This is a genomic window from Rhizobium sp. SEMIA 4085, from assembly GCF_013004495.1.
Taxonomy (GTDB): domain Bacteria; phylum Pseudomonadota; class Alphaproteobacteria; order Rhizobiales; family Rhizobiaceae; genus Rhizobium; species Rhizobium gallicum.
Map to the genome: position 1 here is coordinate 1 of NZ_JABEPH010000173.1, position 12,300 is coordinate 12,300.

Consider the following 12,300-nt stretch of genomic DNA (forward strand, 5'->3'; position numbering starts at 1 on the left):
CGCAAAGACCGCGGATTTCGATCGTCGTCTTCTCCGCCTTGAATTTCTTGCCGCGCGTCCAGTCCCTCAGCCGGTGATCGACCTCGTGATCGTGGAACTCCATGACATGGCCGCAGCTTTCGCAAATCGCGAAGGCAACGGTGCCGTGGCTGTGGCAATCCTCGTTCGGATGGGCGCACACGACGAAGGAATTGATACTCTCCAGCCGATGCACGACGCCATATTCGAGCAGCTTCTCCAACGCACGGTAGACCTGCAGCGGCGCGCGGAACCCGTGGTCGCGCAGCTTGTCGAGGATCGTATAGGCGCTGAGCGGGCCGTCGGCCTTTTCCAGCACGTCGAAGACCAGCGCCTGGTTCTTGGTCAGTTGCGGTGCGTTCATGAGCCTTGTCCTTGCGGTTCCTTGCGTCCCAGCCGCGGCAGCAGGCTGAGGAGGAAGAGAATGAGTGCGGCAACCACGATCGAAGGGCCTGACGGCGTGTCGTAGGTGAGCGAGCCGAATAGGCCGCCGACGACGGCGGCAGCACCGATCAGCGATGCGAGAACGGCCATGACCTCCGGTGTCGACGAGAAGCGGCGGGCCGCGGCCGCCGGGATGATCAGAAGCGACGTGATCAGCATGATGCCGACGATCTTCATCGCGATGGCGATGACGACCGCCATCAGGAGCATGAAAAAGAGTCGCGCCCGCTCAGGCTGCAGCCCCTCGGCCTCGGCAAGCTCGGGGTTGACGGTCGATGCCAACAGCGGACGCCACAGCCAGGCGATCGCGGCGACGACAAAGAGGCCGCCACCCCAGATCAACGCGATGTCGGTTTTAGAGACGGCAAGGATATCGCCGAAAAGGAAGGCGATGAGGTCGATGCGTACCCAGCTCATGAAGGCGACCATGACGAGCCCGATCGCCAGCGTCGCGTGCGACAAGATGCCGAGCAGCGCATCGGCCGACAGCGCCTGCCGCTTTTGCAGGAAGAGCAGCAGGATCGAAACCGTCGCCGCAACGGCGAAGACGGCAAGCGTCAGGTTGAATTCAAAGAGCAGCGACAGCGCGACGCCGAGCAGCGCGGAATGGGCGATCGTATCGCCGAAATAGGCCATGCGCCGCCAGATGATGAAGCAGCCAAGCGGCCCGGTGGTGAGCGCCAGACCGACACCGGCAAGGATCGCGCGGACGAAGAAATCGTCAAGCATGGCGCTCTCCCGCATGATGGTGGTGGTCGTGATCCGAGCGGTCGTGATCGTGGTGATGGCCGTCGTCTGGATGACAATGGTCCGTCACCGAGCCATCCGAATGCAGCACCCGGCCGTCCGGCAGATGCGTGTGGTCGTGGTGGTGGCTGTAAACGGCGAGCGTCTTTGCCGCGCGGCTTCCGAAGAGGCGCACATATTCCGGGCTCTGGCTGACCGTCTCCGGCGTGCCACGGCAGCAGACGTGGCCGTTGAGGCAGATCACCGTATCGGTCTCCGCCATGACGACATGGAGATCATGCGAGATCAAGAGGATGCCGCAGCCGGTAGAATTACGGATCTGCTTGATGAGATCGTAAAGCGCGATCTCGCCGGAGAAATCGACGCCCTGCACCGGTTCATCCAGCACGAGCAGATCGGGCTTGCGGGCAATGGCACGCGCAATCAGCGCCCGCTGGAACTCGCCGCCGGAGAGGTGCTGCACCTCGGCATTCGGCATATGAGCCATGCCGGCGGCCTCGAGCGCGGCCATTATCTCGCGTTCGGGAAGCGCACCGGTCAACGTCATGAGGCGCCGGACGGTGAGCGGCAGCGTCCAGTCGATCGCAAGCTTTTGCGGCACGTAGCCGACCTTGAGGCCGCTTGCCCGCTCCACCCTGCCCTCATCGGGCTTCAAAACGCCGATCGCCGCCTTGGCGCTTGTGGATTTTCCGGAGCCGTTCGGACCGATCAGGGTCACGATCTCGCCGCGTGAAATCGAAAACTCCACGCCCCGGACAAGCCAGCGGCCATCCCGCCGGACACCCACATTGTGGAGAAAAACCAGCGGCTTCGAGGCAGGGTTTGCGGGAGATAACATCATTTTTCCGACAGTGCTGTTGCGTCATGCTATCGCACACGTTATAGCATTACGCAATTGATGTAATAACATTACACTTGCTATTCAAGCGGAGCGTGAACATGAAACTGGTTATGAGCCTTTCCCTTGCGATTCCGGCGATCCTGCTGGCCGGGGCATCCAAGGCGGCGGATGCGCCGGCAGTCGTTACTTCGATCAAGCCGATCCATTCGCTGGTTTCGGCGATCATGCAGGGGGTCGGCACGCCGGAACTAATCGTCGATGGTGCTGCCTCCCCGCATACCTACAATCTCAAGCCGTCGGATGCGAGCGCACTGCAGAGCGCCAAGGTGATCTTCTGGGTAGGTCCCGGCCTCGAAGCATTCCTCGAAAAGCCGCTGGAATCGCTAGGCTCCGGCGCCAGCATTGCCGAGCTGGAGGATGCGCCGGGCCTTGTGAAGCTGAAGTTTCGCGAAGGCGGCGCCTTCGAAGCGCACGATGACGGCGACGAGGCGGAAGCCGGGCATGAGCACGAAGAGGCCGGGCACGATCATGACGCGCATGCAGAAGGCGATCACGGTCACGGCGAGTTCGACACGCATCTCTGGCTCGATCCGATGAATGCCGAGGCCATGGCTGCGGAAATCACCACGACGCTGGTGGCCGCCGATCCCGCCAACGCGCTGACCTACCAGGCCAATGCCAAGGCGCTGGACGCAAAGATCGATGCGCTGGACAGGGAAATCACCGACATCGTCACCCCGGTAAAGGAAAAGCCTTTCATTGTCTTCCATGATGCCTACCAGTATTTCGAGCACCGCTATGCCGTCCGCGTCGCTGGCTCCATCACGGTGAGCCCGGAAAACATGCCCGGTGCCGAGCGCGTTTCGGAGATTCACAAGAAGGTTGCCGACCTCGGCGCAACCTGCGTCTTCGCCGAACCGCAGTTCGAGCCGCGCCTGGTCAATGTCGTCATCGAAGGCACCGATGCGAAAGCCGGCGTACTCGACCCGGAGGCGGCAACGCTGGAGGCCGGTCCCGATCGCTATTTCACACTGATGCGCGGCATCGCCAACAGCATGAAGGATTGCCTTTCGCGCGAAAGCTGAGCGGGAAAGGGAAATGGCGGCATCTCCCGGCCCCCCTCGCAAGCTCGGAACTGCGCGCAGCATGACGGCGATCGCGATCAGGCCGTTTTGCTGTATCTGCGAGGGATGTGAACCGCTGCCGCGCATCGAGGGACTGAGCGAGCCCGCCGAGAATGAGGCCTGAGTCCCGCGGTGGCTGGCCAAGGCCCGGCCCTAAATGTGCGGTTTTCAAGCGACCTGGCATTCAACGGTGCTCAGATCGAGTAAAGCTCAATCGGCTTCTCAAAGCCCTTCAGGCGGTATGCCCGACCTTTGCTGTTGGCCGTTTGGCTCTGCGCCCGCTCGCAAACGGCCTTGGTGACGAGAATCCGCCCTGCATCAGCAACTGACTGCGCGCGAGCGGCAGTATTCACAACCGTTCCAATCGCAGTCAGGTCGCGATGCGATCGGCCGAACTCTCCGAAGCTGGCCTCGCCAGTGTCGATGCCGATACCAATGCCGAGTTCACTTCCGTCCAGCCCGGCACCTTCAGCCATGTGACGTTCACGACGCAACCGGCAGCGGTGCTGAATCTCCCGCGCAGCCAGCACAGCACGTTCGGCGTGGTCCTGGTGGTGGATCGGAAAGTTGAAAATTGCCATGATGGCGTCCCCGACCGTCTTGTTGAGAAGGCCGTCGTATTCCCAAATGGCTGCGGCACATTCATCGTAAAAATCATCGAGCAGCGACGAGACAGTATCTGCCGGAAGCGACTGCGAAAGCGTCGTATAGCCCCTCAGATCCGCAAAAAGCACGGATACATCAACAGTGATCTTGCGGGCTTTCATCACGCGTGTGAACATGAGTTCGCAAATCGTGCAGGTGTTCGGATTCATCCGGCTCGGGCGGATGCCGAAGGCGCGGAAGGGAATGGAAGCCGGTCCGCGCAGAGGCACCGGGAGGCGCATCTGCTGCCAGCAGCCCTTGCAAATCCTGGATTGAGAATACGACATCTTGCCGCCGCCCTGTTTGCGTGTCGTTTCGCCGATTTTCGCACATCCGGGCCAGAAAATCCTCAAAAAAGCCGGCAGGTGCTTTGCAACCGGGACCGCGTCATCAAAAACGCCCATTCGGCGATTTGCGACAATAAAAACTGGAGCGAAAGAAATTCAACGATGAAGCGACGATCGCAGACATGGAGTGTCGGAACCTGGTTTGGCCACCCGTCTTCAGGACAGACGTGCTATGGAGAACAGCGATGACTATCACTATTACCGCCTTTGAACGGTCGCCCGATGGCGGCAAAGGTCTGGCCCGGGACATGCGCGTTCGCTGGGCGTTCGAAGAGGTTGGCGAGCCTTACGAAGTTCGTCTTCTTTCGTTTAAAGCGATGAAGGAACCCGCGCATCTCGCGCTTCATCCATTTGGGCAGATTCCGACCTATGAAGAAGGCGATCTCGCCCTGTTCGAGTCGGGGGCGATCGTGTTCCATATCGCGGAGCGCCATGCGGGCTTGCTGCCAGACGATGCGAATGCCCGGGCGCGCGCGATCACATGGATGTTTGCCGCGCTCAACACGATGGAGCCGACGATCGTCGATCGCGAAGTCGCCAGGCTCCTGGAGGGTCACGAGACTTGGTACGAGCAGCGTCTGTCAGTCGTCGAGGAACGCATCCGCAAGCGGCTGAGCGAACTTTCCGATCGCCTTGGCGATGCCGACTGGCTAGACGGTGAGTTCAGCGCCGGTGACCTTCTGATGGTGTCGGTGCTGCTCAGGTTGAATGGATCGGGCATACTGGACGAATATCCGAACCTCTCCGCCTATGTCGCCCGCGGTGAAGCGCGGCCCGCATACAAGCGTGCTTTCGACGCTCAGTTGGCGGTTTTCATCGCCGCATCGACGGGCTGAAAAAGCCCGCTCTCTCGCCGGCTCGAAGCGGTCATGGGAGTCTTTTACTCAATTGTGGATCCTGACCCCGGAATCGCGCGACGGAGCGGTGTCGTGATCGGGTAGTGAGCGGACTTCAGATGATGCCGTGCTTCCCTAAAAGAGCCTGCTCGTCGCCTGACACCCAGCCGAAAACTTTCGGCTCCCCATCCAGCTCTTGGACGAAGGAATGAACATCAAAACCTATCGTTACGTCCGGTTCATCCTTGCGGACATAGGTTGCCCTCCACGCGACATGGCCACGCAATGATGTTCATCCATGGGGCGAGAGGTGGACATTGCGTATCGGCATCTTCTTCGTCCCTGTCGCCCGATAGCGCGCATAACCTTGCGCCAACTTGCTTGATTTGATCGTCGTTCTTTCCAGTCATCACCCCAGCAGGCGAGGCATCTATGAAGGCGGAAGCATACAAAGATGCGACCTCATCCGTTTCTATGTCGCTGCGAAAGGACTGCTTGAAACAGCGTTCGTGTCGCTCGAAAAAGCTTCCTTACGCTGGTCGCCATCAACAGCATTCACCATGGCTTCGTGAGAATATCTCCCATAAGTCGAGCCGCCCGCAGCGTCTTTCTGCGAGCGACTTTAGAGCCCAAAGGTGCCTTTTTAAGAACGCCCGATCAGCGGGCAGCGATGATGCTTGAGACAATCCCGCTCGTGACGCCGATCAGCAGGAACTCGTTGTCGACCCTGACCCAGCGGTAGCCGCGCGGCGGCGCCGACAGACGGTGGCGGCGGTAGTCGCGGACTTCGGCCATGTGGCGGCGTTCTGCAGCAGTCATGCGATGACCTTTCGTCCAGCGGTATTTGTGAACCACGACCTTCTTTTCGACAATGATCGGACGGCGGTGCTCGGCAGCACTTGCCTCTGATGCGAAAGCAATCGGCGTAATCAGGAAGGAAACGGAAAGCAGGGCTGTGAATATCTTTCTCATCGGGGAATCCTCGTGTTGAACGCCGCCGAAACTACGTCCACGAAAGTGAACCGAATCTGAAAATTAAATTACACTATTGTAATGGAAACTGACGCTTATAAGCATAATTTTATATCTTAGTTTCGCCTTTTAAAGCGGCCGCATTCAAGTTCGGCTGAAGATCAAAGCCATGTTGACGACGTCGAGATAGCGGCCGTCGATATGAACGGCGTCCCTGCTCACGCCCTCGCTAACGAAGCCGGCCTTCTCGTAAAGGCGGATTGCGCGGGTATTGTCGGCATGGACGCTGAGCTCGACCCGTATAATGTCATATTCCCTGGCCTGCTTCAGCGTGGTCTCCATGAGACGCAAGCCGAGACCCTGTCCGCGGTGGGCAGGGATGATGCCCATGCCGAGCGTTCCTCGGTGCGCATGTGCCGGGCGGGAATGCCGGCGGATATCGCACCAGCCGATCACCCCGCCGTCCTTTACTGCGACAAATTGCGGATGCCTGTTCTCGATCATGTCGAGAACGAATTTCCGTGTGTCTTCGAGCGGCGGGGCCTCAAGGAAGGTGAGATACCTGCGTTCACGCGCAACTAGGTCGAGAGCCTGGTGATAGCTCCCGATGTGCCGGACGGCGATCGGTTCGATGACACTATCGGACGCCAGTATCAAAGCTCTTCGTAGTTGAACCAGTCGAAATCGGCTGTCTTGGCACGCCCAGATGTGTCGAAGGCGAAGACGCCGGCGAAGGCACCCGTGAAGGAGCCGTGCTCGCCGCGGCCACCCTCGTCGGAGACGACGCCGGCATCGAGAACCGGGCCGATCGGCTGCCAGGCGCCCTTTCCTTCCGTCTGCCAGAAGAATTGCAGGTCGTTGTCGCGGATTTCCATGGAAAGCTGGACGCGGCCTTCCGCCGGAAGGGCGACGCCGCTGCCGGCCGGGAAGCTTAGACGACCGTTCGGATAATCCCCATTGCAGGAAAGGATGGTGACGCAGCGGCCGAGCTTTTCGTGCAGCGTCACCGCTACGGCGTGCAACTTGTGGCGATTGTAGTAATGCGTCAGGCCGGCGACCTGCTGGTAGGTGTCCGGGTCGAACTCCACGACAGTCTCGGCGCGGAAACTGTGATGCTCCTGGCGGCGGGCGACGAGCGCCTGCTCGAACCACGAGCCGATGCTTTCGCGGGCGATGAGGCGCAGGTGGCCGGGGCGTCCGGTCAGATCGAAGATGCGCTCCGGCTGCGGCGTGCGCAGCCACTGGAAATCCGCAGGCAACTTGCCGCCATCGAACCTATATTCGGTGCGAACCGGTTTTTCGGCGCGAACCGCGCCCTTGAGGCCCGGAACTTCGACATCCGGCACGGTCGTGCCGTTTTCGAGGTAGAGCCAGCCGTCCGCCTTCCAGACGCATTTCTGCAGGCTGGTTTCGCGGCCAAGCGTGCAGCGGCGCTTCGGCGGCAGCGGCCGCCCGCAAAGATGGGTGTGATAGACTTGCCCGTCGGGCGTCTCGACATACTGCCCATGCCCTGCCCGCTGCAGAACGGCTTCCGGATTGTCCTTGGAGCTGATGAGATGGATATTCGGATGCATCTCGTAGGAACCGTCGATGTTGCGCGAACGCGCCATGGTGACAGCGTGATCATAGCCCGTGCCGCCTTCGGCGGTCGTTAGGTAATAGTATCCGTTGCGCTTGAAGAGATGCGGGCCTTCGACAAGACCGAGCGGGCTGCCGGCGAAGATGTTCCGGATCGGACCTTTCAGCGCCTTCGTGACCGGATCCCATTCCTGCAGCAGGATGCCATCGAAGGCCGGATGCTTGGGTGCGCCGCCATAGCTTTCCGTGCGGTGGTTCCACTGCATGTTGACGAACCACTTGCGGCCGTCGTCGTCATGGAAGAGCGACGGGTCGAAACCCGAGGAATTGACATAGACCGGATTAGACCACTCGCCCTCGATGGTCGGCGAGGTGACGATGTAGTTGTGTGCGTCCTTGAAGTTGCCGTCGAAGCGCTTGACGTCGGTATAGACCAGCCAGAACTGCCCATCGGCATAGGAAAGACACGGCGCCCACACGCCGCAGCTATCGGGGTTGCCGCGCATGTCGAGCTGCGATTGGCGCTCCAGCGGACGGCGCACCAGTGTCCAGTTCACCAGATCGCGCGAATGGTGGATCTGCACACCCGGATACCATTCGAAGGTCGAGGTCGCGATGTAATAGTCGTCGCCGACGCAGCAGATAGACGGATCGGGATTGAAACCAGGCAGAACGGGGTTGCGGATCATGACGGCTGCTCCTCCGGATAGCCGCAGACTGCGGCACGTACATCAAACTGAATGAGAAATGCCCGGCCATTTCCGGACTGGCGTTGCTTGCGCCTATTCTCGCTCTGCGGATTTCGCCCAGAGATTGACGTCGGCCTCGCGGGCGTAGATATCGATCTCCTTCAGCTCTTCCACCGTGAAATCAAGATTGTCGAGTGCCTTGACGCAATCGACGATCTGCGACGAACGGCTGGCGCCGATCAGCGCCGACGTCACCCGGCCGCCGCGCAATACCCAGGCGATCGCCATCTGCGCCAGCGTCTGGCCGCGGCGTTCGGCAATGCTATTCAGCTTGCGGATGTTGTCGATGATCGACGGGCGGATGAAATCACGCTTCAGGAAGTGGTTCTGTGCCGCACGGCTGTCTTCCGGGATGCCGGCGAGATATTTGGTCGTGAGCATGCCCTGCGCCAGCGGTGAAAAGACGATCGAGCCCATGCCGACCTCGTCCAGCGTATCGAGCAGCTGGTCGTCCTCAACCCAACGGTTGAGCATGGAATAGCTCGGCTGGTGGATGAGGCACGGCGTGCCGAGATCCTTGAGGATCGCGGCTGCTTCCCGCGTGCGCGGCGAATTATAAGAGGAAATGCCGACATGGAGCGCGCGGCCGGAGCGGACGATATAGTCGAGCGCGCCGCAGGTCTCTTCGAGAGGCGTATCCGGATCGAAACGGTGCGAATAGAAGACATCGACGTAGTCGAGGCCCATGCGCTTCAGGCTCTGGTCGCAGGAAGCGATCAGATATTTGCGGCTGCCCCACTCGCCATAGGGACCAGGCCACATTTCGTAGCCGGCCTTCGATGAGATGATGAGTTCATCGCGCAGGCCCGCGAATTCGGTACGAAGGATTTCGCCGAAGGCGGTTTCGGCCGAACCTGGAGGCGGACCGTAATTGTTGGCAAGGTCGAAATGGGTGATGCCGAGATCGAAGGCAGTGCGGCACATGTCGATCTTGCGCTCATGGGGCGTGTCGCCGCCGAAATTGTGCCAGAGACCGAGGGAAACGGCAGGAAGCTTCAGGCCGGAGCGGCCCGTGCGGTTATACTTCATCTTCGAATAGCGGTCGGAAGCCGGTTGCCAGCTCATGGTCCTGATCCTTTTGAAACGTGCGCGCGGGCTGGAAAAGCCCGCGCGGAAAATAGCCCGTTGGAAGCCTACTTCAAGAGCGCCTGAGCCTCTTCGATGCCAAGCGCGGCGGGCTGCGTGCAGGTCGTCGTGAGTTCCACGAACCTGCCCTCCTCGCCAGATTTCAGGATCGAGGTCATGACGTCGACGCCATGCAGCGTGCGCTCCAGCGAGCAGCGCGCATCGCGGCCCTCGATTAGCGCGGCGACCATGTCAGCAAGACCTGCCGTGCGGTAGTTGGCGCGCGGGCCTTGCGGGCTTTCCTGGTTGAACCTGCCGAAGGGATGCTCCCAGGCTTCTAGCGGCTTGACATCCTTGTCGCGGCCGCTTGCCTCGACGACGCCGCCGAAGAAGTTCGGGTCGGGAACGAAAAGGGTGCCATCGGTGCCGTAGAGCTCCATATTGGCATGGCGATGCGACCAGACATCCCAGCTCGCCGTCAGCGTCACCGTCGCACCGCTGACGAATTCCAGCAGTGCCTGGACGGTCGTCGGCGTCTTGACCGGAATCGTCTCACCGTGGCGTGGCTGGCTGGTAATTGTGCGTGTCTCCGACGCCATCGAGGTGATCGCGCCGACGCGCTTCACCGGGCCGATGAAATTGATGAGGTTGGCGATGTAATACGGGCCCATGTCGAGGATGGGACCACCGCCCGGCAGGAAGAAGAAGTCCGGGTTCGGATGCCACATCTCCATGCCCGGCCCCATAACATAGCAGGCGCCTGAGGTGATGCGCCCGATGCCGCCCTCGTCGACATATTTGCGGGCAAGCTGGTGCGCACCACCGAGGAAGGTGTCCGGCGCGCAGCCGACGGAGAGCTTCTTTTCCTTAGCGATGCGGCGCAGGTCCTCACCCTGTTCCAGCGTCAGCACGAGTGGCTTTTCAGAGAAGACGTGCTTGCCGGCCTCAAGCGCCGCCTTTGAGACCGGATAATGCGCATCGGGGATCGTGAGGTTCACGACGACGTCGATCTCGTCATTGGCAAGAAGCTGCTCGATGGTCTGAGCGGTGACGCCGTATTCCTCGGCGCGAAGTTCGGCTGCCTGCACATTGATGTCCGCGCAGGCCAGAATTTTCAGCCCCTTGAAGAGGGGTGCGAGCGAAAGGTAGGTGGTGGAGATGTTGCCGCATCCGATGATGCCGACGCCAAGTTCCTTGGTCATGGTTTGCCCTCAGTAGGTCTTGAAGGATGCGATCGAGCGGGTGATCAGGCGATCGATGTCGCTTGGATTGTCGTGCTCGACGACGTAGTGCTTCACCCTGGTGCCTTTGAGCGCAGCGATCAGCTTCGGCCAGGCAAGTGTGCCGTGACCGATATCGGCCCAGCCGTCCTCGTCCTTGTTCTCGCCGACCGGCGCGATGTCCTTGACGTGTACGGCAGTGATGCGTGAGCCGAGCTTCTCGATCCAGCCGAACGGATCCGCTCCGCCGCGGACGACCCAGGCGATATCCGCTTCCCACGAAATATCGGGGGCGCCTTCGAAGATGCGCTCGATTGGCAGCGAGCCGTCGGCAAGCTTCACGAATTCGAAGTCGTGATTGTGCCAGCCGAATTCGTAGCCGGCGTCCTTATAGGGCTTGGCCATTTCCTGCAGGCGCTTGCCAAACGCGAGCCATCCGGCGCCGTCCGCCGGACGCTGGTCGGCGGCAAGATGCGGCGCGTAGATCGAATCCATGCCGAGCGTCTTTGCAATGTTCAGCGATTTCTTGACTTCGCCGTCGAGGAAATCCGGGCTGAAATGGCCGGTTGCCATCGTCAGACCGTTCTTGTCGAGATCGGCGCGCAGGCCCTTCAAATCAGCGTCACCGAGGTCGGCATAGATGCCGCCGAAGCCTTCGACCTCCGAATAACCGGCCTTGCCGAGCTTTTCGAAGATTGCCGAATACGGCTGGAAATTGCGGGCGCTATAAAGCTGGAAACTCAGTTTCGTCATCATTTACTCCTCGGGCCTCGTGCCCTTTCTCAAGATCAATCTGCCGACTGGCAGGAATGCAGGTCGTAGAAACGGAAGTCCGGAAGCTCGCCGTCTTGGAGCGGCTTTGCCGGGGTAAAGAGGATGCGGCGGGTCTCGCCAGCTGCCAGATCGAAGGCATTGTCGGAATATTTGCCGTCGGTCTCGGTCTCGATCATCACGAACAGCGCCAGTCCCTTGGCGGTGACATTTAGGCAAACCGAGCCGTCTTCCTCGACATATTCGCGGGTTACCTGGAGACCGGCAGGCTCCAATTCGAGTGCCTTGTAGGTGCCGTGGACGTAGTGCCCCTCCCCGCCCATGCCGTTTGACGCCGTGAAGCGCCAGCCAAGCAGCGTGCCCTCGGGGATATCCGAGACATTGATCGCCGTTGCCGTCACGGCAGCATCCGGCGTGCAGACGGCTTGGATATCCTTCAGATGCCTGCGCTCGCCCTTCATCGTCAGAATGGAAATCGATAGATCGGCGCTGACCTCCGAAAGCGTGTCGTTGACCAGCGAGAATCGGATCGTTTTGCCGTCCTCCGATGGAATGGCGGCCACGGCGACCGGCTGGAAGAATCGCTTGACGAGATAGTGCATTGCCTTCCAGCGCCCGCCGTAGTCGAGGCTCGACCAGGATGCAACCGGCCAGGTGTCGTTAAGCTGCCAGTAGATCGTGCCCATGCAATGGGGTTTGAGCGACCTCCAATATTCCACCGCCGTCTTGATCGCCAGCCCCTGTTGGATCTGGCTGAGATAGACGAAGTTCGGAAAGTCCTTGGGGAAGCGGAAATAGCGGAACATCGTGCCCGCGATCCGCTCATTGCCGCCGGCATTCTTCTGATGCAACTCCATCACCGGCGATGCGACGTTCATGTCCCTCTTATCGGCATAAGTCTTGATGACCGGCAGTGAGGTGTGGGACTGGAAACCGAATTCGG

General features: G+C 60.4%; 14 protein-coding genes. 3 read left to right on the plus strand and 11 right to left on the minus strand.

Translation table 11 applies throughout. From position 1 onward, the window contains the following. From C9413_RS17765 to C9413_RS17775, 3 genes are all read right to left on the minus strand, one after another. On the minus strand, positions 1–382 hold a 382-nt coding region (locus tag C9413_RS17765; RefSeq protein ID WP_170250700.1), incomplete at its 3' end, for a Fur family transcriptional regulator. Then, positions 379–1,191, minus strand: coding sequence for a zinc ABC transporter permease subunit ZnuB (gene znuB / locus C9413_RS17770; RefSeq protein ID WP_039845131.1), 813 nt, complete (start codon positions 1,189–1,191; stop codon positions 379–381). The genes C9413_RS17765 and znuB, both read right to left, overlap by 4 nt. After that, positions 1,184–2,047: a metal ABC transporter ATP-binding protein gene (locus C9413_RS17775; RefSeq protein WP_039845132.1), complete on the minus strand. Its 864-nt coding sequence runs from the start codon at positions 2,045–2,047 to the stop codon at positions 1,184–1,186. Before C9413_RS17775 ends, znuB begins: the two co-directional genes overlap by 8 nt. Positions 2,048–2,148: 101 nt before the next feature. Between C9413_RS17775 and C9413_RS17780 the strand changes: the two genes are divergently transcribed. Together C9413_RS17780 and C9413_RS17785 are read left to right on the plus strand one after the other, a co-directional pair. Further along, a complete protein-coding gene (locus C9413_RS17780) occupies positions 2,149–3,135 on the plus strand; it encodes a zinc ABC transporter substrate-binding protein (protein ID WP_170250701.1) in 987 nt (328 codons plus the stop codon). A 13-nt stretch (positions 3,136–3,148) separates the two neighbouring features. Next, entirely contained in the window at positions 3,149–3,298 is a 150-nt protein-coding gene (locus C9413_RS17785; RefSeq protein ID WP_170250702.1) for a hypothetical protein, read from the plus strand. Between the two features lie 70 nt (positions 3,299–3,368). Here C9413_RS17785 and C9413_RS17790 read toward each other — a convergent pair whose 3' ends face one another. Next, a complete protein-coding gene (locus tag C9413_RS17790; protein ID WP_039846802.1) occupies positions 3,369–4,106 on the minus strand; it encodes an adenylate/guanylate cyclase domain-containing protein in 738 nt (245 codons plus the stop codon). Between the two features lie 245 nt (positions 4,107–4,351). On the opposite strand from C9413_RS17790, the gene C9413_RS17795 reads away from it, so the two are divergent. Further along, positions 4,352–5,002, plus strand: a complete 651-nt coding sequence (locus C9413_RS17795) for a glutathione S-transferase family protein (RefSeq protein ID WP_039845134.1) — start codon at positions 4,352–4,354, stop codon at positions 5,000–5,002. A 657-nt stretch (positions 5,003–5,659) separates the two neighbouring features. On the opposite strand, the gene C9413_RS17800 is transcribed toward C9413_RS17795, so the two are convergent. From C9413_RS17800 to C9413_RS17830, 7 genes are all read right to left on the minus strand, one after another. Continuing rightward, a complete protein-coding gene (locus tag C9413_RS17800; RefSeq protein WP_039845135.1) occupies positions 5,660–5,974 on the minus strand; it encodes an RcnB family protein in 315 nt (104 codons plus the stop codon). A gap of 144 nt (positions 5,975–6,118) precedes the next feature. Continuing rightward, entirely contained in the window at positions 6,119–6,631 is a 513-nt protein-coding gene (locus C9413_RS17805) for a GNAT family protein (protein ID WP_039845136.1), read from the minus strand. Next, complete coding sequence (locus tag C9413_RS17810) at positions 6,628–8,241, minus strand: glycoside hydrolase family 43 protein (protein WP_039845137.1); 1,614 nt, start codon at positions 8,239–8,241, stop codon at positions 6,628–6,630. The genes C9413_RS17805 and C9413_RS17810 overlap by 4 nt, the downstream gene beginning before the upstream one ends. Before the next feature lie 93 nt (positions 8,242–8,334). Next, on the minus strand, positions 8,335–9,366 hold the full coding sequence (gene mgrA, locus C9413_RS17815) for an L-glyceraldehyde 3-phosphate reductase (RefSeq protein ID WP_039845138.1): 1,032 nt from the start codon (positions 9,364–9,366) through the stop codon (positions 8,335–8,337). 68 nt (positions 9,367–9,434) lie between these two features. Then, entirely contained in the window at positions 9,435–10,568 is a 1,134-nt protein-coding gene (locus tag C9413_RS17820; RefSeq protein ID WP_039845139.1) for a Gfo/Idh/MocA family oxidoreductase, read from the minus strand. Positions 10,569–10,577: 9 nt separating this feature from the next. Next, positions 10,578–11,339 carry a sugar phosphate isomerase/epimerase gene (locus C9413_RS17825; protein ID WP_039846803.1) on the minus strand — a complete coding sequence of 254 codons (762 nt, stop codon included), beginning with the start codon at positions 11,337–11,339 and terminating at the stop codon, positions 10,578–10,580. Positions 11,340–11,374: 35 nt separating this feature from the next. Beyond that, the coding region (locus C9413_RS17830) for a glycoside hydrolase family 2 protein (RefSeq protein ID WP_348648784.1) at positions 11,375–12,300 on the minus strand (926 nt) is incomplete at its 5' end.